The organism is Citrobacter sp. RHBSTW-00671, from assembly GCF_014103415.1.
In the GTDB taxonomy this organism is placed as follows: domain Bacteria; phylum Pseudomonadota; class Gammaproteobacteria; order Enterobacterales; family Enterobacteriaceae; genus Citrobacter.
Genome location: NZ_JABXPR010000001.1, coordinates 3,223,521 through 3,248,425, shown reverse-complemented (window position 1 = coordinate 3,248,425; position 24,905 = coordinate 3,223,521). Strand labels below are relative to the sequence as shown.

Sequence of the window (24,905 nt, the reverse complement as noted above, 5' to 3'; positions counted from 1 at the left end):
TGTGTTTATGGACAAGGTGTAGAGAATGAACAATAAAAACCTGCAACAACGTCGTCTGGATGCCACCCCACGTGGCGTGGGCGTGATGTGTGATTTTTATGCCCAGTCGGCTGAAAACAGCACGATTACCGATATAGAAGGCAATCAGTATATCGATTTCGCCGCCGGGATAGCCGTGCTGAACACCGGGCACCGCCATCCGCGTCTGGTGCAGGCCGTTGAAGCGCAACTGCAAGCCTTTACCCATACGGCTTATCAGATTGTTCCCTACGAAAGCTATGTGTCGCTGGCGGAGAAAATCAACGCGGTGGCGCCAATTGACGGTAAGCGTAAAACGACATTCTTTACCACCGGGGCTGAGGCCGTGGAAAATGCGGTTAAAATTGCCCGCGCTCACACCGGCCGTCCTGGCGTTATCGCCTTTGGCGGTGGTTTCCACGGGCGGACATACATGACGATGGCGTTAACCGGCAAAGTGGCACCATACAAAAAAGGCTTCGGCCCGTTCCCGGGGTCCGTTTACCATGCGCCGTATCCTTCTGCGCTGCAGGGGATTTCAACTGCAGATTCGGTCAAAGCGATAGAGCGTTTGTTTAAAGCGGATATCGATCCGAGCCAGGTCGCGGCGATTATCTTCGAACCCGTCCAGGGTGAAGGCGGCTTTGTTGTCGCACCGGCGGAGTTTGTCGCGGCAATTCGCCGTATCTGCGATGAGCATGGCATCGTGATGATTGCCGATGAGGTGCAAAGTGGTTTTGCCCGTACCGGGGAGTTGTTTGCGATGGATCACTATGCGGATAAAGCAGATCTGATGACCATGGCGAAAAGCCTTGCGGGTGGGATGCCGTTATCGGGTGTGGTAGGCAAAGCCGATATTATGGATGCGCCTGCGCCGGGTGGGCTGGGGGGGACTTACGCCGGGAACCCGCTCTCGATTGCGGCAGCTCATGCGGTACTGGATATCATCCGTGATGAAAAGCTGTGCCAGCGTGCAGCAGCGCTTGGCGAGCAGCTGCGTGCTGTGCTGACCGATGCGCGTGCAGCATGTCCTGAACTTGCTGAAGTGCGGGGATTAGGCTCGATGATTGCCGCTGAATTCTGCGATGCGGCCACGGGTGAACCCAGTGCCACCGCCGCACAGCGCGTGCAGAAAAAAGCGCTTGAACAGGGGCTGTTGCTGTTGACGTGCGGTCAGTATGGCAACGTGATCCGCTTCCTGTACCCACTGACTATTCCGCAGGATCAGTTTGCACAAGCGTTAGAGATAATCAAAACGTCGATGAAGTAATCTCGTTCAGCACAGATCGTGTGTAAAGCCGACAGTAGCCATTACCGTCGGCTTTTTTGTTGTCGCCAATTCGCCAATCCCCTGTCGTTATATATTTACATACATATCGATTAAGCCTATCCTATTCATCATACAAATATAATAAACGTGCCCCGCAAGAGAAGGCGCTTGTGTTAGCGACCGCCAGTCTTTCTATCTAACGAATTGAATCAACACATGTTAAATTGCAAAATCACCCCAATTGCCTCCGGGTTGCTGACGTTTTCTTGTCTTGCCGCCCCCCTGTCGGCCCATGCTGATGACACCATTACCGTGACTGCCTCCGCGCCTGCTCAATCTTCGTTCCCCGAGCAGGAGCCTGCGGCGGCTGAAAAAAAGGCGACGATCGGTAGCCTGGGCCAGCGAGAGTTAATCGATGTTCCGTGGTCGGTACAAACACTGTCGAAAAAGGTGATTGATCAGCAACAAATCAAAGATGTTAAGGATGTTTATCGCTACATACCGTCCGTTCAGGGAGAGGGTGTTCGACCACAAACCCGTGGCATGCAAGGGAGCGTGGTGCAAAACCATATGATTGATGGGCTGAATGCCGTTTCCACCACCGAATATCCGACAGAGCAGTTCCAGAATATAGACGTACTGAGCGGTATCGCGGGCTCACTGTACGGGCCAGCCAACCCGGCGGGGATGTTTAATCTGGTCTCGAAACGCCCTCTGGATACGCCACTGCATCGGGTTACCTTAGGGCAAGGTACAGGGTCAGGAACGCTGGCATCAATGGATTTCAGCGGCCCTGTCGACGCGGGAGACCGAGTGAAGTACCGCCTCAACCTGATGAATGATGAAGGGCACAGTTACACCACCGATAGTCATGTTCGTCGGCAGTACGCAGGATTGGGCCTGGATTTTCAGTTGACCGATAAAACCGTGCTGGAGAGTAATTTCAGCTATTACCATTATTACGAAAAAGGCATGCCGGGCAGCTTTGCGCTGGCAAAAGGCGTGCAGTTTCCTTCGGCATTCGATCCGACTAACAGTAAATATGGTCAGTCGTATGCGGGTCATGATGATGAAACGACCACCGCGGACATGCACATCAAGCATGATTTTGACGGTAACTGGATGCTGGATCTGGGAGCCTTACACCAGGTGGCTGACCGTGAATCGACGGCGGTAACCAATACCCTGACGGATAATCGGGGTCACTACACCACCACGACCTCGAATTCAGCGGCCAGTCGCTTTACGATCAACAGCTATTTAGCGAACCTGACCGGCAGCATTGATTCTGGCTGGTTGACGCAGGATATCGCGACCGGAATGCGCGGATTTGTATGGAAAAACTATAACCCGAGAAATGGGGGAACCTTTACGCTGGGGCATTCTTCACTTGATCAACACCCCGACTATCCACGCCCGCCTTATCCTGACTTTACTCATCGCTATCATTCGGCGACCACTACGCAGCATGCATTTCTGTTAAGCGATACGCTGCATTTCACTCCGCAATGGGGTTTGTTGCTGTCTGGCAGCGAAAACCTGTTTACCGTCAGCAATTATAACAAATCCGGTCATGAAACCAGTCGCCAAAAGGATAACGGTATGAGCGGCTCCACCAGCCTGATGTATAAACCGGTTGAGAACGTCACGCTGTACACCACCTGGGCTGACAGTTTGCAGCAGGGGGATACCGCACCGGCCGGGGCCAGCAACGCAGGACACGTACTGGATCCGTATCGCAGCCATCAGGTGGAGGTGGGGGCAAAATATGCGCCGGTCAAAGATCTGCTGCTCACCGCTGCGCTATTTGAAGCAAAACGTCCCTTCGCTTATACCAACGACAATGGCGAATTTGCCCAGGACGGGACGCAGAAAAACCGCGGGCTGGAACTGATGGCTGATGGGCATATCACGGAAAATTTACGGGTGTTAGGGGGAGCCGCCTGGTTGGACCCCATGCTGCACAACACTGCCGCCAGTAATGCAGAGGGTAAGCAGGTTGTCGGCTTGCCACGCTTTACCTCGAATGTGCTGGCAGTCTATAGCATTGAACAGGTTCAGGGACTGGATGTGGATGCCAACGTGCATTACGTCGGACGTCGGGCTACCGATAACGCGAATGATACCTGGGTAGGCAGTTATACCACGGTGAATATTGGTAGCCGTTATGCCACCAGACTGTGGAACACGCCCACGACTTTCCGGTTTGATATCACTAACCTGACCGACCGCCGCTACTGGACCAACATTGTCCCGGGCGCGTTGACGGGTTATACGGGGGCCGGGGCGGCCAGTGCGCAACTTGGCGCCCCACGTCAGGCGCAGATATCTGTTCAGGTTGATTTTTAAGGATTGCTGATGAAAACGTGCCACACATGGTTGCTCTGTGTGTGGCTGGCGTTTCCCGCCCTGGCCACGCGTCAGGTTGTGGATGATGCCGGTCACACTGTAACTGTCCCCACACAGGTTCAACGTATTGCGGATAGCTGGTTTGCCCATCACTCGGTGCTGATGACGCTGGGGGCGGGACGTCAGATTGTCGCCACTGTCAACCATCCACAGAGCCAGCCGTGGATGTTCAAAATAAACCCATCGCTTAATCAGGCCTTACAAATTCACGGGACGTCATTCAATAGCGAGGCCCTGCTGGCTCTGCATACCGACGTTCTGTTTGTCGCAATGGGCAAGGGGGATGCGCAGAGCTACAACCAGGCGGGTATCCCGACGCTGGAAATGGCATTTACTGATTATCCGTCGATGGAAAAGTCAGTCACGACCACGGCGGACGTGTTGGGCACGGACCAGGCGCGCGCCAGGGCGGTGGCATATAATCAATTTTTAACCGACACGATTGCGGATGTTCGCGCTAAAACGGCGACGTTAGCGGAAAATCAGCGCCCGCGGGTTCTGCATATTCAGTCGCTAAATCCACTGAAAGTCGACGGTAGAAATACGTTGATTGATACCTGGATTGCGCTCTCGGGTGGGCGGAACGTCGCCGGGGAAGTGGACGGTAACATGAAAGAAGTCTCACCCGAGCGGGTGCTGTATTGGCAGCCGGAGGTGATTATTCTCGGGGCGGGGTGTGGCGATATTGCCAGTTCACCTTATGCCGCGTTGTTCAAAGAACTTAACGCGGTGAAACAGGGAAAAGTCTGGCGCAATCCGGCGGGTGTCTTCCCCTGGGATCGCTATGGAACCGAAAGCGCGTTGCAGTTGCAGTGGGCCGCGTCAAAACTGCATCCAACACTGTTTAGCGGTCTGGATATGGTTAACGTAACCCGCGATTTTTACCGCCAGTTTTTTGATTATTCGCTTAGCGAGGCGCAGGCGATGCGGATTTTAGCCGGGCTACCCCCACAGGGGTAAAACGGGAAGCGTGGGCGGGCAAATGCAGGCCAGTTCAGGGTTACACGCTGTATTTGCCGTAGCAGCATGCGCTGCAGTATACCGTGTCTGGCGAGAATGGGTTGCCAGCTATTACGTTATATAATTTAATGCATATCGAATTTTTCCCAATCCAGATGGTATCTATGTTAACGCTTCGCTCTTTTGTGCTGGTTTGCGCCAGCATGTTTTTTGCCTTTTCCGCGCAGGCGGATCGTACTATCACCGATCAGCTTGGGCGTCAGGTTACGATCCCTGACCATGTCGATAAGGTGGTTGTGCTGCAACACCAGACGCTGAATATTCTGGTGCAACTGGATGCTGCGCAGGATATCGTCGGCGTGATGTCGAGCTGGAAAAAACAGCTTGGGCCAGAGTTTGCCCGGTTTATGCCGACAATAACTACGCTGCCTACGCCTGGCGATCTCACCAGCGTGAATATCGAAAGTCTGCTGGCGATTCATCCGCAGGTGGTGTTTGTCGCCAACTATGCGCCGGCGGAGATGATCCAGCAGATTCAGAATGCCGGTATCCCGGTGGTGGCTATCTCGTTACGTCAGGATATTGCCGGGCAACAGAATAAAATGAACCCGACGATGGCTGATGAAGAGCAGGTCTACAACGACGGTTTAAAGCAGGGGATCCGCCTGATTGCGGATGTGGTAGGGCGTAAAACGCAGGCAGAAACGCTGATCAATTACGTCTTTACGGCGCGAGCAAAATTCAATGCGCCAGTTGCGGCCATACCGGAAGCGCAAAAGGTTCGCATTTATATGGCTAACCCTGATCTTATGACCTACGGTTCCGGGAAATACACCGGCCTGATGATGCAACATGCGGGAGGGTTAAATGTGGCGGCGGCCAGCGTGAAAGGCGCACGTCAGGTGGCGCTTGAGCAGGTGCTGGCGTGGAACCCGCAGGTGATTTTTGTTCAGGACCGATATCCACAGGTGGTCACTGAGATCCAAAACGATCCTAACTGGCAGGGCATTGATGCGGTGAAAAATCATCGTGTCTGGTTGATGCCTGAATATGCCAAAGCTTGGGGCTATCCGATGCCGGAAGCGTTGGCGATAGGCGAGCTGTGGATGGCCAAAAAACTTTACCCGGATGCCTATAAGAATGTCGACGTGGATGCGCAGGCGCAGGATTACTATCAACGTTTTTATCGTGTGAACTGGCAGTCTGATGCTGCTAAGTAAACGGGGTTTCCCCCTGCAATCATTACTGATAGCAGGGGTGTTGGTGCTGGGGGTCAGTTCGCTGTGTCTCGGACAATATCCGTTGTCGCTACGTGAAGTGTTTTATCAACTCACCCATTTTGGCGATGCGCAGGGTATTGCCAGTCAGGTGATATGGACGGTCAGACTACCGCGTATTCTGATGGCGTTGCTGGCGGGTGGTGCGTTGGGATTGTGCGGCGCTACCTTGCAAGGGGTGTTTCACAACCCATTGGTCGACCCGCACATCATAGGCGTAACCTCGGGGGCGGCCTTCGGTGGGACACTGGCTATTCTGCTGGGCCTTGAACCGTGGCTGATGATGGGGTCAACCTTCTTCTTCGGTCTGGCGGCGCTGATTCTGGTGTATGCCATTGCGGCCTTACAGGGGCTGGAAAATACGCTGGTGCTGATCTTGTCTGGCATCATTTTAAGTGGTTTTTTTGCCGCGTTGGTGAGCCTGATTCAATACCAGGCCGATACGGAAGAAACCTTGCCCAACATCGTATTCTGGCTGCTGGGTAGTTTTGCCACGGCTAACTGGCATAAAGTCCTGCTGCTGGCGATCCCGGTATCCATTGCGGCGACGATGTTGTACCAGTTGCGCTGGCGGATAAATCTGTTATCGCTCAATGATAAAGATGCTAAAGCACTGGGCGTGGCGGTGGTTCCGCTGCGGCGTAGCGTGCTGGTGTGCTGCGCGTTTTTAGTTGCCGCACAGGTGGCGGTCAGCGGCAGCATTGCCTGGGTCGGGCTGGTTATTCCCCATCTTGCGCGGTTGCTGGCGGGGGTTGATCATCGTCGCTTGCTCCCGTGTGCATTCTGGATGGGGGGCGGTTTTATGATTGCGGTCGATGATATCGCCCGCACCCTGATGCATGCGGAAATACCGCTGGGGATCATCACCGCGTTGCTCGGCGCACCGCTGTTTGCCTTCTTACTTATTCGTACCAGTCGTCGGGGGAAACAATGACATCTGTTGCGCTCAGTGTGAATCAGCTTAGCTATGGCTATCGCTCTCCATTGTTTGACCCCCTCACTTTTCAGTGTGAGCAAGGCCAGATCTGGGCGGTACTTGGGCGAAACGGTCTGGGCAAGAGCACGCTGCTGGATACGCTCACGGGCACGCGACCCGCACTGGGCGGGAGTATTAAGGTTCATGGGGGGATAGGCATTGTGGCCCAGCATTGCCATCTGCCGTTTCCCTATACGGTGAGCGATGTGGTGTTGATGGGGCGGGCACAGCACGTAAAATTGTTTGCTCAGCCCAGCCGTCAGGATCAACAACGGGCGGAGCAGGCGCTGGAACAGCTAAACATTGCGCATCTCGCCGCCATATCGTTTAGCTCTCTTTCTGGTGGTCAGCAGCAACTGGTGATGATTGCCCGCGCTCTGGTTACGGAATGCCAGACGCTGTTGCTTGATGAGCCATGTTCAGCGCTGGATCTTGCCAATCAGCAGGTCGTGCTACAGCTCATCAGCGATTTGGCACACCGGCAGGGCTGTAGCGTGCTTTTCTCGACGCACGATCCATTGCACGCCTTACAGATTGCAACCCATACGCTGCTGTTGCTTCCCGAGGGCAAATGGTTGGCAGGGCCGACGGACGATGTGGTGACAGAAGACAATCTGTTCCAGGCCTATGGCCTGCCGCTGCGAAAATTCAGTGTGGAAAACTATCAGACCCCATTTATTGCACCGCTGTTTGCGATCCAGCGCTAACGGGCAAGAATCCGGCGGCGGTCAGGAATGCCTGACCGTCGTGGGCAAGCATAAATTTAACCAGCCTCATCACTTCTTCAGACGCATCAAGCACCGCCAGTTGGTATTCGCACAAGATGTTCTGTTCAGCGGGAATAGCAACGTAGCGAACATCGGACTGTGAACCCAGTGCTTTGGCATAATGCGCGTAACCAATAAACAGATCGGCCAACCCCTGGCGAAGAAGCCAACTACTTGCCAATTCACCTGGCGGGATGCTGAGCGTATCGCGGCCACCAACCAGTGGCAGGGCGCGTGCACGAAGCTGTTGTCCAAGGCCCGGTTCCCGTGCATCCATGTTGTCGAAAAATGCCCAGGTATAATCACCGGAAGGGTCGCAGCCCGGTGTGGATGTGCCAATACGCAGCACCGGGTCGCGTAGTAAATCCAGCCATTCGCCGCGCCGGTTGGTGACCAGACCCAGTTGATTCCAGCACAGTGTATGCGTGGAAACGGCCTGGCGTGTGTCCAGTAGCCGTTGCGGATGTGCCCGATTTGCACTGGCGAACAGTGCGCACGGTTCCCCGGCTTCAATACGCTCGCGTAGCAACCCTGCCGGGCCATAGCCAACGTTGACCTCAATGCCGCTAAGGCGGGTGAACTGATTGAGCAATGGGGTAAATGCCAGTCGTAAACTTCCCGCAGCAAGGAGGGTGATTGAAGAGGACATGAAATCTGATCTCTGGGCTATGGCGGTTATGCGAAGAAGGTGAATGATACGCTCCGCACCAGGAATTTTGAAGGCATCTGGTGACGCGGTTCCGCTGGCATCATTTGGTGTGGTACTCACTTTCAAAGGGACATTTGACCCAGCGTGCGGTGGGATGCTGACGCAGTCTTTTTTGTTCTATGCTTTGACCGTAATAAAAGATCCTGAACGGGAACGGAAGAGGGCAAACGTGCAGGGGGAAGACAAATGACAATCTTGTGTAAGACCTGCGGAACGTCGTATGACGATGCGCAAGGGGGTATCACGCATTGCAAAATCTGCGAAGATGAGCGCCAGTATGTTCCCGTTACCGGGCAATCTTGGATCGATCCAGCCGTGCTTCACGCGACGCATACGAATAAATGGCAGCAGCATGAGCGTTCGCTACTGAGTATTCAGACTGTGCCACGGTTTGCCATTAACCAGCGGGCATTTTTGCTACGCACCCCGCAGGGGAATGTGCTCTGGGATTGTATTGCGAATCTGGACCCGGCCACGCAGACGCTCATCACCGCGCTGGGTGGGTTGAGCGCTATTGCCATTTCGCATCCTCACTACTACTCCACGATGCAGGATTGGGCGGCAGCATTCGATGCACCAATTTATCTGCATGCCGACGATCGCCAGTGGATTATGCGTGACAGTCCCTCTATTCGGTTATGGGAAGGCGATGTGCATAAATTGCTCCCTACCGTGACGTTGTTACGCCTGGGCGGACATTTTGCGGGGGGGAGTATTATGCATATTGATGATGGAGAGGGGATAATCCTCGCAGGCGATATTCTGCAGGTTACGCCCGGTGCGGATGCCGTGTCGTTTATGTGGAGCTACCCCAATATACTGCCATTGCCGGCAAGCGCGGTTATCCACATTATGCACGCGCTGCAGGATGTCAGATTCGATCGACTCTATGGCGCATTTGAAGGTCAGAATATTAAATCCAATGCCAGACAAATTGTGGTGCGATCGGTGCAGAAGTATCTTGCCTGTCTGCGCAAAGAATAGGATGTGTTTCAGGAGAACGTTTGAGAATTATCGAAGTAGAAAAGCACCAAATCAAAGGGATATGATTTGGTGCGTCCGAGTGGACTCGAACCACCGACCCCCACCATGTCAAGGTGGTGCTCTAACCAACTGAGCTACGGACGCAAATGGTGCGTTCAATTGGACTCGAACCAACGACCCCCACCATGTCAAGGTGGTGCTCTAACCAACTGAGCTATGAACGCAACGTTGTAGGTGACAACGGGGACGAATATTAGCGGCACAGACCGAATGAGGCAAGAGGGAATTAGCATTTTTCTGCATGTTTTCACGCGATTGCAGAGTAATTAAGCAAGTTGATTATATTTTGTTGATTTTGCAGCGTGTTTTTTATTCAGACAGCGAACTGGAGCATGCCAGGGTCGGTTTGAATTACAGGGGCGCTCAGACTTTAAGCGCGGTAAGGATAGTGGTTTCTATTTTCTCTGGGGTAGTGAAGGGGTAAAATGCTTGAGCGGCTTGCCGTCACGCCCGATCAGGAACGTAGCAAAATTCCACTTGATCCGCCCACCCAGCACGCCGGATAATTCGTCTTTCAGGTAACGAAATACCGAGTGCGTAGCGGCACCGTTGACTTCCACTTCCTTAAACATCGGGAAGCCCACACTGTACATTCCATAATTTATATTAACCAACCTGACGAGCGTTCCATTCGTCGCGCGTGATTTCCCAAAGTTCAGAATCCAGCAACCCGCTGACATACTCTTTCTTTTCCGTCCTGATAAGCCGCATGCCGCTACTGTCTGATATACGTTTGGAACGGATATTGAGAGATGCTTTCGGCGCACGCAATACCGTCTTATTTAACGTATTAAACCAGTAATCCGTAGCGACATTACTGGCCTCACGCATAAAACCCTGACCCTGATATTCCGGAGCTAACCAAAATCCACGGTTATTATCCTCAACGTCATAAAGGCAAATTAAACCTATGAGAGCATCAGGGGCCTCGCGGAGTCTGATAGTCCAGACCCACGCAATCCCTTTTTCCATATCAGGCAGGGCAACGTTATTGACGTAATTCTCCGCACCGTTATCAGGATAGGGCCAGGGTACTGAGGAAACCATATAGCGAACTATCTCCCAGCGTGGATAAAGCGCCTGAATCTGCGAGGCATCTTCGGCTTCTAATGGTTTTAACAGCAAGCGTTCCGTATGGAGTTTTGGTATTTTCATATGCGCTTTTCCTACTTGAGCAAGATAAGAGAATCAATGTGGGGAGGATTTTGAAAAAATATTAATAACCAGAACTCCAGCGCAAATAAGAAGCATGCCTGCGATCGCCGGAAAATCAAGCTTTTGCCCACTGACCAACCAGCCCAAAAGGCTGATTAATACGATTCCAGCACCTGACCAAATTGCGTACGCAATACCCGTCGGAATGGTCGACAGAGTCTGGGAGAGAAGATAAAAGGCGGTGCAGTAGCACACAATAGTTGCTACAGATGGCCATAGGCGTGTGAAGCCGTCAGAGAACTTCATCAGGGTTGTACCTATGACTTCGGCTACGATGGCCCCGGCAAGGAAAATGTATGAATTCAAAATCTGATCCTATGTGACAATCTAAAGCAAATATCGTAGCACAAAGGGTTGGGTGAGTTTGAACACAGCCCAAACTACTACTGAAATGTCCGTTTCATGGCATCTAGCGAAGTACCGCAAGGTTCGCTTTGAGCGGGAGCAGATATTCAATGGGGATATAAAATGTAGCTAGTAAAACCGTCAACAAGTAATCTGGCAACTCGTGAAACGTGCGCCATCAGTATTGCTGCTTTATCGCGTCTATAAATGTATAGGAGGGTTCAATGTCTTCAGCTTTTCAACATCGTTTCATTCTTACAGGTGGTCCAGGGTCAGGCAAAAGCACGATAATTGATACGATTAAAAAACGAGGGTTTTGGTGCTCTAAAGAAGCGGGAAGAGGCGTTATACAAGATCAGGTGAACATAGGTGGCAATGCATTACCGTGGGCCAACCAGACTGCATTTGCAGAGCTCATGCTATCCTGGGAAATGCGTTCGTGGCACGAAGCTGAAGGGCAAACACAACCATGCTTATTCGACCGTGGTGTTCCTGATGTTGTAGGTTATTTAAGCCTTTCTGAACTTACCATACCGAGGCATTTGGAAAATGCCATCGAGAAATTTCGCTATAACCGAACCGTATTTATTGCACCACCCTGGCGTGACATATATGTACAGGATACAGAGCGTAAACAATCTTTCGATATCGCCATAGCGACATATCAGGCAATGGTGAAAACATACCGTACGTATGATTATCAGTTGATTGAATTGCCATGTGTTTCTGTAGAGGATCGTGTGGATTTTATCCTTTCCAGGATAGTACGTTGATAAAATATCAACTACGCGTAATGACGAATCACCATACCTGAATCTGTCGCATTCCAGTGAATATACAACTTCCGCTCCTGGCACGATGGGGACCTTCGCAAACAGGACACCCTCGATCTCACCAAAACGGTCAAGCTTCACCTCTTTAATAGAAATATGGCTACTACCCTGCGTGTTGCTCCCTGGCTCATTAATAAATCAACATTATAGGTCCGCAGAAGCCATGGGATGACCGGTGTTACTGGGATATTTACACATACACCGTGACCTCAACCCTATGATAGTCAGAGCTGTTAATACCTGTTAAGGCATAATGGATACACTAGCGGATAATCCTGCCACTAACTCAATGCCTGCAGGCATGGTATCTAACTGGATGCGCACCGGTACGCGTTGAGCCAGCCGAACCCAGCTAAAGGTGGGATTGACATCCGGCAGCCCAAGTCCGCCGGTCTCATCGTTGCTGTCACCAATTCCCCGCCCGATACTCTCCACATGGCCTATGAGCAGCGAATCAAAACCCATCAGTGAAATCTGCGCGGTTTTCCCGACGCGGATATGACGCAGTTTAGTCTCTTCAAAATAGCCCACCACCCAGAAACTGTGCGCATCGACAATGGCGACTTTTGTCTCTCCCGCGGTGGCATAGTCACCGGGTCGAAGACGGAGATGTGTGACATAGCCGTCCACCGGTGATCTCACGGTGGCATGCGCTAAATTAAGCTGCGCCAGTTCCAGCGCGGTCAGTGCGCCCTGATAATTGGCCGCCGCGATGCTTGCCGCACTGCCTGTTTGCTGGATGTCCTCACTGGATATCACCCCTTTGATCAGCGCCCGTCGTCTTGCCGCATCCTGCCGCATCAGCATCTCATGACGTTTTGCCTCAACGTCAGCCTGTGAACTCAGCACGGCCAGCTTCAGCCAGTGGGGATCGATGGCATAGAGAATATCGCCACGGTTAACCCACTGGTTATCGCGGACCGCCACGCGACTCACCGGCCCGGAAACATCCGGTGCAATCTGCACCACATCCGCACGAACCCGCCCGTCGCGTGTCCAGGGTGTTTGCGCATACTGTTTCCAGAAAATAAATGCCACGAGTATCGCCACTGCAACGGCACTTAACGTCAGCGCATAGCGACCCAATAAAGAGAGTAAAGATTTCATGCAAATAACTCCAGAGTGGTCAGGCCCTGCAAAAGCAGGAAACAACTAATGATAAAAGTCGAAAAATCAATCAACGGGCGAAAGGGCAAACGTCGGTAAAGCCTGCTGAAAGAGAAAATTAATAAGAGTGATAGAGTACAGATCAGCGCGATGAGCACAGTCATCAGCAGACCGGGAAAAAAAACACCCCCGATATTGATGTCATTTATCATTTGTGGATTCCTCGTCCTGCGTTCGTAACGCGCAGTGCAAATCAACCAGTTTGTCGACTAACTGGCGCGATGGTTTATCAGTGGCGGGCAAGCATTGAACGGTTATCTCCGCGATGCGCTCGCGCAAGGCTTCAGTCTCCGTAGAGCGGGTAAGGTCATAAAGGATGGCGTTGATGCCACAGCCTGAGGGCATGTCGCAGCGGCGAAGATGCATCACACCGAGGCCAATGCGCAGAAAGTGCATCAGGTGAACAAGTGCCCGAGCGGATGATGGCCTGCTACGCGGTATGCGTGGCAGCAGCAAGGCAGCTCGATCAATCATCAGATTGGTCCAGTGCGTTTCATCTCCTTTAAATACGCCGTTCACGCTCCGGCGGATATCACGCTGACAAAGTTTCAGCAGGCGGTTTATCGCCGCGTCGGCTTGCACGGTTTGCAGCAGGCTCATGCTAAAGACCGCAAAACCGGTCGCGAAAAATAGCGCGATGGCGGTGTTAGCCGCATCGGCGAAGTTGCCGCTGTAATGCGCACCCAACTCGCACAATACAGGTAGCGTCAACGTTATTCCCATCGCCATAAACGTGGTGGGCGGCCGTGCCTGGAGTGACCCGGCAAGCAGGTAGACCGGAGCAAGCACGGCAACCAGTACGGGAAAATCGCTGACCTGGGGAAGCAGGGCAAAACTATAGATGAGACTTATCAATACGCCCCAGAAGGAGCCGATAATGTATTTCACAATATGGGGTGCAGGCGTGTCGAAACTTCCAAACAGAGTGCAACAAACCCCAAGAATGGAAACCGCTGTACCGCCATCTGACCATGCTGAGTCGATCCATATCAGACAGCCGCTCAGGATTATGGCAAACGCGCCCAGTGCCGTCCGGATTGCACTCAGGGGATCGCGATGAAAAATATATCCTTTCGCCGCGCTATCTTCCGCCCGTATGGTCTCGGGTTCCGCGTGAAATATAGCCTGCGAAAGGCGCTCACACTGGTGAATAAGACTAATCAACTCCGCTATGTAGCCTAAGAAGTTCACCCCCAGCGCGTCCTCAAAGGTCAGTGATTGCATCGCACGCTTCTGTAGTAACCGGGTGCTACGTTTTTGTAGGGCTTCAGCAGTACTTTTGTGTTTCCCGACATTGTCGCAGGTGAGCCAGGCCTGGACATCATTCAGCAGCGTCTGTATATCGGTGGGCATATCCGCGATCACCTGCAAGCGATCGCGTAATTCGCCGTTCACGATGGCTAATCGCGCCAGCCTGTCATGGAGTGCTTTTCTGGCCTGTCGGGCCGGAACTGAAAGGGCAAAATCATACGGGATGTGGTGGCTGATGCCCTGCAGGAATTGCAGTGCAAGCGCGAGTTGCAAGGGGGCTGAAACCTTATCAGACTTGCCCGCCAGGGTATCGGCAACAAGCTGTCGTGCCGCGTGTAGCGTCTGCGTCAATTTGCTGTTGAACAGGCCTGATATCCGACTTGGCAGAATGTACCGGTGGATCAGCGCGGCGCAGACGATACCGATCGTTATCTCCTGCACCCGGATGATAGCAATGTTAAACACCGAGCCTGGGTCGGATACGGCGGGAAAGCCAATCAGGCTTGCGGTGTAACCGGCCAGTACAAAGGCATAGGCGCGGGGAGTACGGTCAAGCAGGGATAACCAGAGGCAGAAGGCTATCCAGCCTGTCAGCATCACGCTGCATACAATCTGCATATTCACAAACGTAGGCACGATCAATACCGTTGCCCCTGCGCCCGCCACGGTGCCGACCAGGCGATAGAGACACCGGCTCAGCGAAGCGCCCACCGAGGTTTGCGAAACAATATAGACGGTGATGATGGCCCAGGAGGGCCGTTCCAGGCCAATCGATAGGGCGATATAATAGGCGAGCATCGCAGCGGCAAAACTCCTGAGGGAATAGAGCAGGGCATGGGCGTCACTCAGTAGCATGGGAGTGATTATGCTGCCTGACCAGCGGCGTATCGCGTGCCAAAAAGGGACGTGTTGGGGGATGATTGTATTCATGCCGAGAATTATTCCCGGTTTGCACACGTCACTAAATACTCTATTCTGTCAAAAAATACCTAAATGTTGCCAATAACATGACATCCCGACTTGCCAATACCTTGTTTGATCCCGACAGCACGTCGAGCCCGGCAGTCGCTCGTCATATCGATTTCGTCGATTACGCAGCCGAAGTTCCGGTTCATTCGCACCGTAAAGGGCAGTTGATTATTGCTCTGTATGGGGCGGTAATTTGTCGTGCGGAAAACGATATCTGGATTGTGCCACCCGATTGCGCGGTGTGGATCCCCGGCGGCGTTCCTCATAGCGCCAAAGCGACATGGAATGCGCACCTTAACTATCTGTTTATTGAACCTGGCACTGCCGCATTGCCGGAAAAATGCTGCACGCTGGCCATTTCACCGCTGATTAAAGAGTTAGTTGATCGTTTAACGAATGAAGGCGTTGATTACGCACCGCAGAGTCATGTTGGCAGGCTAACCAGAGTGACACTTGATGAACTCGTGACCATGCCACAGCAGAAATTGAGCCTGCCGGTCTCTGCGAACCCTAAAATTCGTGCTATGGCCGATGCGTTAGTCAGCAATCCTGACGACCGGAGCACATTCAAAGTCTGGGCAAAGCGACTGGCACTCAGCGAACGCTCGTTAGCGCGCTTAATGCTGCGTGAAACAGGTCTGACCTTCGGTTGCTGGCGTCAGCAACTGCACTTGATTATTGCCCTGCGGGAGCTGGCAAGTGGGGTGTCAGTACAAAATGTGGCAGCAAACCTGGGGTATGAGTCGGTTAACGCATTTATCACCATGTTCAGAAAAACCATGGGCAGTACGCCAGCGCACTATTTTTCTGTTCGCAAAACGGCGGATTCATAGACTTGATAAAGTGTGAGGCTCTTGATTTGCGCGTGGGCAAGATGCGGGCAAGCTTACTGAGTTGAACTCACAGTGAGGAGAGGATATTGCAGAAAAATCTAAATAGTTTTGGTATTATTGTAAAATATCATTGCCAATAACGATTAAACCTTCTGCCAAGTACGGTGGTAAAATGCTTTAATTAAAATCATATCAGTTTTTTATTTTTAAACTTAAGCCAGCAAAGGATAGCGTTGCATCGACCCATTGAACTCACAGCACGGAGCGGCCGGTCACAAGCTAGACAGTGATCCCCATGATCCTGATGACGCTCTGCTGTGAAGCAGTTTTGAAATAGTCGCTTTTAATTAAGGTCATGCCCTGTTTGCGGTAGAAATTACAGGCGCGTTCGTTCTGTTCAAGAACCTCCAGCCATACAAAGTCTTTCCCCCTGGCTCGGGCCAGCTCTTTGACGGTATCAAACATGACCTGACCGTAACCTTTATGGTTGTCAGCAGGATCAAGATAAAGTTTGTTAAGCAGCATCCCTGATATATTCGTATCAGGGATGCTGCTTTCATAGGTCACTTTCGCAAAACCAATTGGCCTATCGGTCTCTGCAACATACCAACAAACCGCTTGCTCTTTCAGGCTCTGTTCCAGCTCATCCAGAGAAAATTCGCTTGCTAAAAAAGCTTCCAGTTCAGACTCAGACTCCCACAGATGTTCGAAGTGTGCGCGGTAGATGCGGTAGCCCAGCGCATTAAGCAACATCGCGTCGGCTGGTGTGGCTTCACGGATTTGTAATGACATGAATGATACCCGTCCTGGTAATAAATTAACGATTACTGAACTATATCAAAATTGTCAGTGATACAGTGATATGCGAATATTTCAGAGGCTTATCAGTATGAATATTGTTTTTATCCCTGCGTTGATCGTCGTCCTGATTGATAAAGAACAGGACATGGGGCGGGAATTGATCCGCGATGAGGTTGAGTCCATCCGCGATGGCGCTACAGCCATCCGCCTGTCGGCCGAAGTAGCTGAGGATATAATCAGAGAGCGCGGCTACCGCGATATTGATCCTGAGAATGTCTGGCGCGAGTGGCTGGCGTATAAAGCTGACTGAATGTCGATGGGAACTCGCTGCTTTAGTGGCATATGAAAATTGTGCACTTACACAGATGTGTTTACTCCGCGCCAGGCGTGGAGCTGAGGGTCACCATTGATATGACCTTGACAGATGGATGGGAGAGTTTTTGGGGGCAAATTTGGGGGCATTTCTAAGGGCAGGGACATGAAAAGGGACACATTAATAGCTGCTATAACCCGCTATTAACTGTCCCTGCAATTTTTTATCTTACTGATTTATATGTATGTATTTGAGTTTACGGCTGAATATTATTTTCCTGTGTAATTGCAGAGTAATTAAGCAAGTTGATTATCGCGCAAAGGGCGTGACAGGGCGCATCTGGGCGGTGAATCAAAGCACCGAAGCACAGTGCTGCGACTCCTCGACGCTATCCCTGTGCTGATTTCTTGCTCTGTGTTCGATCGGATGAAATAACAATGGCTATGCCAGCCAGAACGATGAGTGTGCAAACCAGAATTCTCAAATCAGGTAATTCGCCAAGAAATAGCACCCCACCTAGCGCAGCAATACAGGGCACGCTCAACTGCAATGTGCTGGCGGTTGCGGAAGACATGGTGGCAACAAGTTGGTACCAAAGTACGTAAGCCACACCAGAAGCCAGTCCGCCGGAGAGCAGGGCAAGGATGACGCCGTTGGCGTCAGTATGCACGGATTCCTGTCGTACCAGACTCAGGATGAGAATAACCGGAATGCTCAGAATGAAATTTCCCGCAGTCGTCCCGGCAGGAGAGAGGATATTTTTCCCGCGTACAGAGTAAGCTCCCCATGCCAGGCCTGAAGCAACCATCGTCAGGGCAGGTATAAAAGGAGGAGCGGTTGCGCCGGGGAGCAGCAGCATAATGATCCCGCCAATGGCAATGACGATCCCGGTGGCTTTGTATCCGCTAAGTTTTTCACCTTTTATTAATCCCCAGCCAATCATGCAGATCTGCACTGCGCCAAATAGCAGTAATGCGCCTGTTGCGGTATTGAGCTGAACATACGCGATTGAGAAGAATAATACATAGGCACACAGCAACAGGGCATCGATGATTTTCCAGCGTATGTCTTTCAGTTTCCCCCGAGCTATATGCCAGAAAAACAGCATTGCTGCACCACCGAATAATCTCAGCACGCTGAACGTCTCAGGGTCCGAATACCCATTCTTTAAGGCGATACGACAGAGGATAGAATTGGCTGCAAATGCAGTTAACACCAGGATAACCAGCAACAGCTTTTTCATACCCATCCTTAATGTTGATGATCTGTTGCAGAGTATAGAGTGCGTACATCAGGACAGACAGGCTAACGATGCTTTTGGTGATAATCCAACACGCTAAGGTAGCGCAGGGGGCTGGCGCTATCCCTAAATGATGCTCAGAAAAGTGAGAATGGAAAGAATTGATACGCGGCTACCATAGCGGAGGTGCTTAATATCACACTGATGATGAAGTAAGTTTTGAAGGGCTGCTTTTGTGTTTTATGGCGAAAGAGTTGTTGCCCGACAATAGCGCCAGCCCATCCGCCCACAACGCCAAATACCAGCAATGTGGATTCCGGCACTCTGCGCCAGGCCTTACGCGCTGCCATTTTATCCACGCCGTAAATCGCCAGCGTCAATATGTTGGCGAGCAGGCCCCATATCAGCAACGGATGTGGGGCAAAAAGGCTACTGACCGCAGCGCAGACCAGTAGCAAATAACAACAGCGATTGAGATTCATATCATTAACCACAGCCAGAACGGAGAGGCGATTATCTTAACCCAAAACCGACACTGATAAAGGGAGATGAGATTCTCAGAAGCTAAGGTTATCCAGATTTCGATGCAGAAAATGTCGGAATCGCATGGTCAGCCTGGAAAATAGAGCATTATGAAAAGTAATGATATTGTTCTACCAGTCACGCTCATACGAGGTTTTATGAAAATCAGAAGGTTCAGAAATGGAGATGAAATTTCGTTATTCAGCGTTTTTTTATCTTCTGTACATACCCTCGCATCCCACTACTACACACATGAACAAATAGTTGCCTGGGCCCCATCAGATATCGACCCGGACCACTGGACCAATCGCATGAGGGCGCTACGTCCCTTTGTTGTTGAAGTGGATGGTGAAATAGCTGGATATGCGGATGTTCAGCCAAATGGCTACATTGACCATTTCTATGTCTCGGGAGCCTACCCGAGACAGGGCGTAGGGACGCTACTGATGGACCGCATTCATGAAGAAGCCAGAGAACGTGGAATGGCTGAATTTACTTCAAATGTCAGTAAGGCTGCAGAAGCGTTCTTTCTACGACACGGCTTTCATGTCGTAGAACGAGGTTTCCCTGTGTGTCGTGGCGTGACACTACAAAATGCGCTGATGCGGAAATATTTGACGAAACAATAGAACACCGGCTGATTCCTACCCGGTAAGGTCCGTAGTGAGTGAATAGTGGAAGTGAGTCATGCATGGGGGAATTACTTATATTGCCATGTAGTATAAACGGTGAACAGACAATAGCCCCTGAATGAGTCGATTATTAAATGTAAACGGAGCATAGTAAGTCATTCGGTACAGGATTATGCAGCCCAATCCATCTACACAAAATAACTGTGAGGCCACAAATATGACGCCTACTTTGCAAGGGGCTCTTGTAACGCTCCGCCCTCTGCTTAAGACGGATGCTCAGCTACTGATTGATGCAGCTGAAGATGGGGAACTTTGGTCTCTGCCATTTACGGTAGTTCCGTCTGCTGACACCGCTGATTCGTACATTCAGAAAGCCCTGAAGGGGCAGGCCGAAGGCACTGTCATGCCGTTTGCTGTAACGCTCTCATCCGACCAACGTGTCATTGGATCAACGCGTTTCTGGAAGATTGATCGCGAAAACCGAAAACTCGAAATTGGTCACACCTGGTATTCACAAAGCTGGCAAAAAACAGCTGCAAATACCGAGAGTAAACTGTTACTGCTGCGCTACGCCTTTGAGCAACTTAAGTGTGTTCGCGTTCAGTTTACGACTGATGTATTGAATGAGCGCTCTCAGGCTGCCATTCTCCGTATTGGTGCGGTCCAGGAAAGTATCATCAGAAATGAACGGATTATGCCTGATGGTCGAAAGCGTACTTCCATACGGTACAGCATAATTGATGATGAGTGGCCGCAGGTTCAGGCCAACCTTGAGCGCCGCCTTTCCGGTCACCGGTAAGAAAAATTTTCGAAGAATTGCCGACAGGAGGTAAGGGATATTACGTGTTTTACCTCGCAATCGACGCCTTTGAACGCCAGGCCTCAAACGGAATACCACGGTCACTCTTTTGCTGGCGAGAAGAGATTGATCTGCGCTCTTCCAATTGATGTAGGGCGGGCGTTACTAACGCCTGCTCATGGTGTGAAGCGGGCCAACCAGTCGGTTGTCGGGTCCGCTGTGAGCGAGGAGCGGAAGTTCACTTTAAAGGTAACCTAATCCGCATGCAAAGACCCCTTAAGGAAATTGTGTGGATTTTAGGCACATCTATGATTCGAAATAAATGCCTGAAAAATTTTAGTTTTGATTTAATTGTATATTAAAGATTCATAAATGTCGTATATATAGTGACGGAAATGGATGTAGATAATTTCTGCTCGCAGTAGTATTTAGCGCTTCAATCAATGCAAAATATAGCTTAGTCGTTTTACCTAGTACAAAGCCATGAGAGTAAACTGGCCCATATCCAGGCGCTAAACTCATGGTTTTATGATGGCCATCTAATATCTGTATTTTTGTAAAAAAACAGTTTTTATCGCAAAATAAGCTTAACTCATCGTGACCGAAAGTGATCACTTTGAATTCAGCATCAAATGGATAGTGCTGTTCTTGAATCTCAAATAATGATTTTTTAAGCATAGAAATTGTACGGTATAGATGTATCATTTCTATGGAAACAGAAGCACTCATTTTATTTGCCATGTACCCTCCCCCGGGGGACATAATTGCAATGTCATCACTAAGGGCCGTAATCACATTGGCACCGTTACTTCGTAAGGCATTTCGTTCTTCTGGGGATAGTGTTTGCCCTGTCACACCTCTAACTCGACACTGTTCAAGGAGATGTGGCCACTCATCATATAAGGACTTGAGCAGTTGTTCATCAGAATAGATGAATTGTTTTTCTTCACTGTTATGACCGAACACTCCTAATAAATAAATGTCGTTCTGATCAACCTTTGCAAAAACAGTATTGCCAGTTCTTTCAATGTAGCGCTTATGCTTTCCAGTCTTTTGAGTTGTTTCACCAAGGTGGAAATGATGTAAGCCAAAATCATTCAAAAAATCATCATTGAAATTAGCTCTTTCCAAATGATGACTTTGATAGCCGTTAATGTTGATCCCACATTGCATTTTATTAATGAGTAAAGCAAAACCATTTCTATTTTTTTCAGGAACAATCAAGGATCTGTGAAAATGTACATTCCTTTTACGGGGTTCAATAAGCCTTTTATTCATGTTCAAAAGTAGAGATAAGTAGCCGTTAGTAGTTTCCTTAGGAACTCTGAAACCTGCATTAGCAAGTTGCTGTTTGCAGATATCTTCAATTGAACCATACAGACTGATGCAAATATTATTGATCATTAAATGCCTCTTTCCACCTATAGACAACATGTACTGCTTTTACATTCTTAACTCAAAATTATCAGGAAATCTCTCGACAAAATTATTCATGGCTTTCATTCAGTGAGCCTAATTATTGTGCATGTTAATCTGGTCATTTCCAAGTCATAAATGTCTGCTCCTGGCACGAAGCGGAAGTTGCTGAGCTGAAGATCCTCAGTGAGCGAGAAGCGGACGTTGAGGCACCTGATAAATTGTCTCAGTTTTCAACTTTTCTTACCCTTAATGTCCTGATTAGCAAATCATACAAGCTATCCACAGCTGAAGAACTCTGAGAAGCACGACTTCTGAACAAGGCTACTTCCATCGGTTCAAGGGGCCCCAAAAGATGTTCACTGTCAAGAACTTGCAAGTGGGGGGGGACGCTGCATTGGGTGAGAACGGCAACAGCCAGGCCACTTTCTACTGCTGTAATCTGTCCCGACAGACTGGAGCTGTTATACACCACCTTATATCGCCGCCCCTGTAATGCTAATGCATTGATAGCGCTACGCTTAGCAAGGCTCGTGCTTTCATATACCGCAATAGGTAATGGATCTCGCCTCCACACTTCAAATTGCGGAGAACCTACCCACACCATGGGTTCATAAAACAATAACGAGCCCTGGCTGGGATGTTCCCGGGAAACCAGGGCCAAATCGAGATCGCCGCTCTCAACGCGAGGAATGAGTGATGTTGATTGCTCACAGCTCAGTTCGATCTCGACCGATCCAAAGTTAGGCGCAAATCTCTTCAGCGCAGGTGTAAGGTATTTTGCTGCATAATCATCAGGAACCCCCAGACGAATACGCCCTGTTAATTCCTTACCGTGGAATGCTGCCTGCGTTTCAGCATGAAGGTCGAGCATCCTTCGGGCATATCCCAACAGTTTTTGTCCCTCAGAGGTGAGTTGATGCTGCCGAGGACCGCGAAGTAAAAGCTGACATCCTAATGCGGATTCCAGCTTCTTGAGTTGCATGCTGACCGCAGACTGCGAGCGATGAACCTCAGGTGCCGCTGCCGAAAGCGACCCCGCGTCTACTACCGCAACAAAACATTTGAGCCAGTCCATCTGGAGGTCTTGATAATGCACCGTTGATCCTTATATTCGATAATCAAATATTAACATCAATTATTATGCGTTTTTATTGATTTCACAACGCTGTCATAGTGGCGCTCTGTTTAACATGACTGAGAGGAAGAGCATGAGGCCCCGGATGACGTATCACGAATCTGATTTATCTCAACTAAATCATTCGCTTGTATGGGCTGGTTTTCGGCAACTTATCCCGGTGTCACTTTTTGTCGCTGTTTTTGGTGCTGCCTTTGGCCTGGCTGCATCGCAGAAAGGACTGGACCAGATAACCGCAACAATGATGAGTTTGCTGGTTTTTGCCGGTTATGCGCAATTCGCTACGTTAGAGCTTTGGACGTCTCATGTTCCTGTATTAACGCTAATAGCCACCGTCTTTGCCATTAATGCCCGGCATCTGTTGATGGGAGCCACCTTATATCCGTGGCTACGTTTTTTAAAACCTGCAAAACGCTACGGAATCATGATGGTTGCATCCGATGCTAATTGGGCTATGTCCATTCAGGCATTCGGCAGGGGAAAAGCAGGACTTGGATTGCTCTTTGGCGGCGGTCTTGCGTTATGGCTTTTTTGGGTAGCAGGGACTCTGGTAGGGCTTTATTTCGGCAATGCTATACATGAGCCTAAACGCTATGGACTTGACATGGTCATGGGATGTTTTCTCCTTTCCATGGTGTTCGAAGGAGAAAGAAATCTAAGGATGCTTTGTATCTGGGCCGTAGCGGCCGGGGCTTCGCTGATAGCGTATAAAGGGTTACCAGAAAATAGCCACGTGATCGCCGGAGCCCTCGCCGGAGGCATCGCTGGAATCATCATGAGAGATAAAAAATGAGTATTGAGACGGTAGGTTTTGGGCCTCTGATTATTATCATTATTATGGCCCTGGTCACTCTTGCTACCCGATGGGGGGGCGTTTGGGTTATGTCTTTTGTTCCTTTTAATAACAGAATAAAAGCCTTTATTCAGGGCATGTCAGGCTCCGTTCTCGTTGCGATTTTAGCCCCCGTGGCTCTTACCGGCGACAAAGGTGCTCAGATGGCATTATTGACCACCGCTATTGTAATGCTGGTTTTTAAAAGGCCTTTGCTTGCGATCGCTTTTGGGATTGGCGTTTCAGCGCTGGTCAGGTTTTGTTAAACCGTTCTAACGAGTGTTTTCCTGACTGACCTCATTACGGTAAGGTCAGCTTTTGGCACCAGGCTGACGGTTCAAATGACAAGAATACCTAGATTTCAAGTGCAGCCAGGATGACGGTTTCCATTTTCGCAGGGGTAGTGAACGGTGCAAAACGCTTTAGCGGCTTGCCATCGCGTCCGATCAGGAATTTTGTGAAATTCCATTTTATCCGTCCACCCAGCATGCCGGGCAATTCATCTTTTAGATAACGAAATACCGGATGTGTAGCGGCGCCGTTAACCTCCACTTTTTCAAACATCGGGAAGCTTACACCGTAGTTGACGTGGCAGGTCTGCGCGATTTCGTCGGCGTTGCCGGGTTCCTGCTTACCGAACTGGTTGCAGGGGAAGCCAAGCACCACCAGTCCGCGAGCGGCGTACTTTTTGTAAAGCGCTTCCAGGCCTGCGTATTGTGGCGTGAAGCCACAATGGCTGGCGGTATTTACCACCAGAACCAGCTTGCCAGCATAGTCAGCCATAGGGATACGCTGGCCGTGCAGGCTGGTGGCTGTCAGTTGATGAAAGGTGGTCATAGCGAATCCCTCAGAGCTGAACCGGTTAGATATCGGCATAGCCATCCAGCACGGTGCTGCTGGGGCAAGTGAGAAGCGTACGCTGGTCCACTCGGTTTAGCGCCGCCAGATTCAGAGCCTAATGCTGCTGATCTTCGCGCGTGAGTCCTGGAAAGTAAAAGATATGAATATGACAGTCACGCGGTTGAGTCAGCACAAAACGAATCGTTTCCCAGACAGTACGCCCATTCATTAGACGCTAGCCCATTTTGGATTGATCGTCGACAAATACATCTAACCCGCTAAGTAAGTTCACATCCGCTGGATATGTCGCTAACTCACCGAACGGCGCA

26 protein-coding genes, 2 tRNA genes and 2 pseudogenes are annotated in these 24,905 nt (G+C 50.5%); 14 read left to right on the top strand and 16 right to left on the bottom strand.

Features of this window, described 5'->3' with window-relative positions; all coding sequences use genetic code 11:
• The first annotated feature begins 25 nt into the window (after positions 1-25).
• From puuE to HV261_RS15575, 6 genes are all read left to right on the top strand, one after another.
• On the top strand, positions 26-1,288 hold the full coding sequence (gene puuE, locus HV261_RS15600) for a 4-aminobutyrate transaminase (RefSeq protein ID WP_202038764.1): 1,263 nt from the start codon (positions 26-28) through the stop codon (positions 1,286-1,288).
• Between the two features lie 216 nt (positions 1,289-1,504).
• Positions 1,505-3,637: a TonB-dependent receptor gene (locus tag HV261_RS15595; RefSeq protein ID WP_202038763.1), complete on the top strand. Its 2,133-nt coding sequence runs from the start codon at positions 1,505-1,507 to the stop codon at positions 3,635-3,637.
• 9 nt (positions 3,638-3,646) lie between these two features.
• Complete coding sequence (locus HV261_RS15590) at positions 3,647-4,657, top strand: ABC transporter substrate-binding protein (protein ID WP_202038762.1); 1,011 nt, start codon at positions 3,647-3,649, stop codon at positions 4,655-4,657.
• Positions 4,658-4,821: 164 nt separating this feature from the next.
• Positions 4,822-5,877: an ABC transporter substrate-binding protein gene (locus HV261_RS15585; RefSeq protein WP_137383295.1), complete on the top strand. Its 1,056-nt coding sequence runs from the start codon at positions 4,822-4,824 to the stop codon at positions 5,875-5,877.
• Complete coding sequence (locus HV261_RS15580; protein WP_202038761.1) at positions 5,864-6,868, top strand: FecCD family ABC transporter permease; 1,005 nt, start codon at positions 5,864-5,866, stop codon at positions 6,866-6,868. Before HV261_RS15585 ends, HV261_RS15580 begins: the two co-directional genes overlap by 14 nt.
• The gene (locus tag HV261_RS15575; protein WP_202038760.1) at positions 6,865-7,617 is read left to right on the top strand and encodes an ABC transporter ATP-binding protein; all 753 of its coding nucleotides are present in this window, start codon (positions 6,865-6,867) and stop codon (positions 7,615-7,617) included. The genes HV261_RS15580 and HV261_RS15575 overlap by 4 nt, the downstream gene beginning before the upstream one ends.
• Here HV261_RS15575 and HV261_RS15570 read toward each other — a convergent pair.
• Positions 7,586-8,326 carry a substrate-binding domain-containing protein gene (locus HV261_RS15570; RefSeq protein ID WP_202038759.1) on the bottom strand — a complete coding sequence of 247 codons (741 nt, stop codon included), beginning with the start codon at positions 8,324-8,326 and terminating at the stop codon, positions 7,586-7,588. The two genes, HV261_RS15575 and HV261_RS15570, sit on opposite strands and share 32 nt — an antisense overlap.
• Before the next feature lie 246 nt (positions 8,327-8,572).
• Between HV261_RS15570 and HV261_RS15565 the strand changes: the two genes are divergently transcribed.
• Positions 8,573-9,370 carry an MBL fold metallo-hydrolase gene (locus HV261_RS15565; protein WP_202038758.1) on the top strand — a complete coding sequence of 266 codons (798 nt, stop codon included), beginning with the start codon at positions 8,573-8,575 and terminating at the stop codon, positions 9,368-9,370.
• 67 nt (positions 9,371-9,437) lie between these two features.
• On the opposite strand, the gene HV261_RS15560 is transcribed toward HV261_RS15565, so the two are convergent.
• The 5 genes and pseudogenes from HV261_RS15560 to HV261_RS15540 form a co-directional block, all read right to left on the bottom strand.
• A tRNA-Val gene (locus HV261_RS15560) sits at positions 9,438-9,514 on the bottom strand.
• Positions 9,515-9,517: 3 nt separating this feature from the next.
• Positions 9,518-9,594 (bottom strand) — tRNA-Val (locus HV261_RS15555).
• 199 nt (positions 9,595-9,793) lie between these two features.
• Positions 9,794-10,038 (bottom strand): annotated as a pseudogene (locus HV261_RS15550) (glutathione peroxidase); the annotation flags it as partial.
• Entirely contained in the window at positions 10,037-10,585 is a 549-nt protein-coding gene (locus HV261_RS15545) for a GNAT family N-acetyltransferase (RefSeq protein ID WP_202038757.1), read from the bottom strand. The pseudogene HV261_RS15550 and the gene HV261_RS15545, both read right to left, overlap by 2 nt.
• A 33-nt stretch (positions 10,586-10,618) precedes the next feature.
• On the bottom strand, positions 10,619-10,951 hold the full coding sequence (locus tag HV261_RS15540) for an EmrE family multidrug efflux SMR transporter (RefSeq protein WP_063941528.1): 333 nt from the start codon (positions 10,949-10,951) through the stop codon (positions 10,619-10,621).
• A gap of 263 nt (positions 10,952-11,214) precedes the next feature.
• Between HV261_RS15540 and HV261_RS15535 the strand changes: the two genes are divergently transcribed.
• Positions 11,215-11,763, top strand: coding sequence for an AAA family ATPase (locus HV261_RS15535; protein ID WP_202038756.1), 549 nt, complete (start codon positions 11,215-11,217; stop codon positions 11,761-11,763).
• A gap of 303 nt (positions 11,764-12,066) precedes the next feature.
• On the opposite strand, the gene HV261_RS15530 is transcribed toward HV261_RS15535, so the two are convergent.
• From HV261_RS15530 to HV261_RS15520, 3 genes are read right to left on the bottom strand one after another with little or no spacing between them, the layout of a single operon-like run.
• Positions 12,067-12,930 carry an HlyD family secretion protein gene (locus HV261_RS15530; protein ID WP_005121043.1) on the bottom strand — a complete coding sequence of 288 codons (864 nt, stop codon included), beginning with the start codon at positions 12,928-12,930 and terminating at the stop codon, positions 12,067-12,069.
• Positions 12,927-13,142: a DUF1656 domain-containing protein gene (locus tag HV261_RS15525; protein ID WP_040233557.1), complete on the bottom strand. Its 216-nt coding sequence runs from the start codon at positions 13,140-13,142 to the stop codon at positions 12,927-12,929. Before HV261_RS15525 ends, HV261_RS15530 begins: the two co-directional genes overlap by 4 nt.
• On the bottom strand, positions 13,132-15,096 hold the full coding sequence (locus tag HV261_RS15520) for an FUSC family protein (RefSeq protein WP_442781067.1): 1,965 nt from the start codon (positions 15,094-15,096) through the stop codon (positions 13,132-13,134). The genes HV261_RS15525 and HV261_RS15520 overlap by 11 nt, the downstream gene beginning before the upstream one ends.
• A gap of 152 nt (positions 15,097-15,248) precedes the next feature.
• On the opposite strand from HV261_RS15520, the gene HV261_RS15515 reads away from it, so the two are divergent.
• On the top strand, positions 15,249-16,043 hold the full coding sequence (locus HV261_RS15515) for an AraC family transcriptional regulator (protein WP_202038754.1): 795 nt from the start codon (positions 15,249-15,251) through the stop codon (positions 16,041-16,043).
• A gap of 279 nt (positions 16,044-16,322) precedes the next feature.
• Here HV261_RS15515 and HV261_RS15510 read toward each other — a convergent pair whose 3' ends face one another.
• A complete protein-coding gene (locus HV261_RS15510) occupies positions 16,323-16,835 on the bottom strand; it encodes a GNAT family N-acetyltransferase (protein WP_202038753.1) in 513 nt (170 codons plus the stop codon).
• A gap of 97 nt (positions 16,836-16,932) precedes the next feature.
• Between HV261_RS15510 and HV261_RS15505 the strand changes: the two genes are divergently transcribed.
• Positions 16,933-17,154, top strand: a complete 222-nt coding sequence (locus tag HV261_RS15505; protein WP_202038752.1) for a hypothetical protein — start codon at positions 16,933-16,935, stop codon at positions 17,152-17,154.
• A gap of 391 nt (positions 17,155-17,545) precedes the next feature.
• On the opposite strand, the gene HV261_RS15500 is transcribed toward HV261_RS15505, so the two are convergent.
• Together HV261_RS15500 and HV261_RS15495 are read right to left on the bottom strand one after the other, a co-directional pair.
• Positions 17,546-18,400, bottom strand: coding sequence for a DMT family transporter (locus HV261_RS15500; RefSeq protein WP_202038751.1), 855 nt, complete (start codon positions 18,398-18,400; stop codon positions 17,546-17,548).
• Positions 18,401-18,534: 134 nt separating this feature from the next.
• The gene (locus tag HV261_RS15495; protein WP_202038750.1) at positions 18,535-18,879 is read right to left on the bottom strand and encodes a DUF1294 domain-containing protein; all 345 of its coding nucleotides are present in this window, start codon (positions 18,877-18,879) and stop codon (positions 18,535-18,537) included.
• A 198-nt stretch (positions 18,880-19,077) separates the two neighbouring features.
• On the opposite strand from HV261_RS15495, the gene HV261_RS15490 reads away from it, so the two are divergent.
• Complete coding sequence (locus tag HV261_RS15490) at positions 19,078-19,548, top strand: GNAT family N-acetyltransferase (RefSeq protein ID WP_202039705.1); 471 nt, start codon at positions 19,078-19,080, stop codon at positions 19,546-19,548.
• 220 nt (positions 19,549-19,768) lie between these two features.
• Positions 19,769-20,350, top strand: a complete 582-nt coding sequence (locus tag HV261_RS15485) for a GNAT family N-acetyltransferase (RefSeq protein ID WP_202038749.1) — start codon at positions 19,769-19,771, stop codon at positions 20,348-20,350.
• A gap of 366 nt (positions 20,351-20,716) precedes the next feature.
• Here HV261_RS15485 and HV261_RS15480 read toward each other — a convergent pair whose 3' ends face one another.
• Positions 20,717-21,754, bottom strand: coding sequence for a hypothetical protein (locus tag HV261_RS15480; protein ID WP_202038748.1), 1,038 nt, complete (start codon positions 21,752-21,754; stop codon positions 20,717-20,719).
• A gap of 238 nt (positions 21,755-21,992) precedes the next feature.
• Positions 21,993-22,865: a LysR family transcriptional regulator gene (locus HV261_RS15475; RefSeq protein ID WP_202038747.1), complete on the bottom strand. Its 873-nt coding sequence runs from the start codon at positions 22,863-22,865 to the stop codon at positions 21,993-21,995.
• A gap of 124 nt (positions 22,866-22,989) precedes the next feature.
• On the opposite strand from HV261_RS15475, the gene HV261_RS15470 reads away from it, so the two are divergent.
• On the top strand, positions 22,990-23,697 hold the full coding sequence (locus tag HV261_RS15470) for an AzlC family ABC transporter permease (protein ID WP_202038746.1): 708 nt from the start codon (positions 22,990-22,992) through the stop codon (positions 23,695-23,697).
• Positions 23,694-24,002, top strand: a complete 309-nt coding sequence (locus HV261_RS15465; RefSeq protein ID WP_137381301.1) for a branched-chain amino acid transport AzlD family protein — start codon at positions 23,694-23,696, stop codon at positions 24,000-24,002. Before HV261_RS15470 ends, HV261_RS15465 begins: the two co-directional genes overlap by 4 nt.
• Before the next feature lie 88 nt (positions 24,003-24,090).
• Here the strand turns inward: HV261_RS15465 and HV261_RS15460 are convergent, their stop codons facing one another.
• Complete coding sequence (locus tag HV261_RS15460) at positions 24,091-24,573, bottom strand: glutathione peroxidase (RefSeq protein WP_202038745.1); 483 nt, start codon at positions 24,571-24,573, stop codon at positions 24,091-24,093.
• Positions 24,574-24,691: 118 nt separating this feature from the next.
• Positions 24,692-24,880 (bottom strand): annotated as a pseudogene (locus HV261_RS27735) (deoxygluconate dehydrogenase); the annotation flags it as partial.
• Between the last annotated feature and the right edge of the window lie 25 nt (positions 24,881-24,905).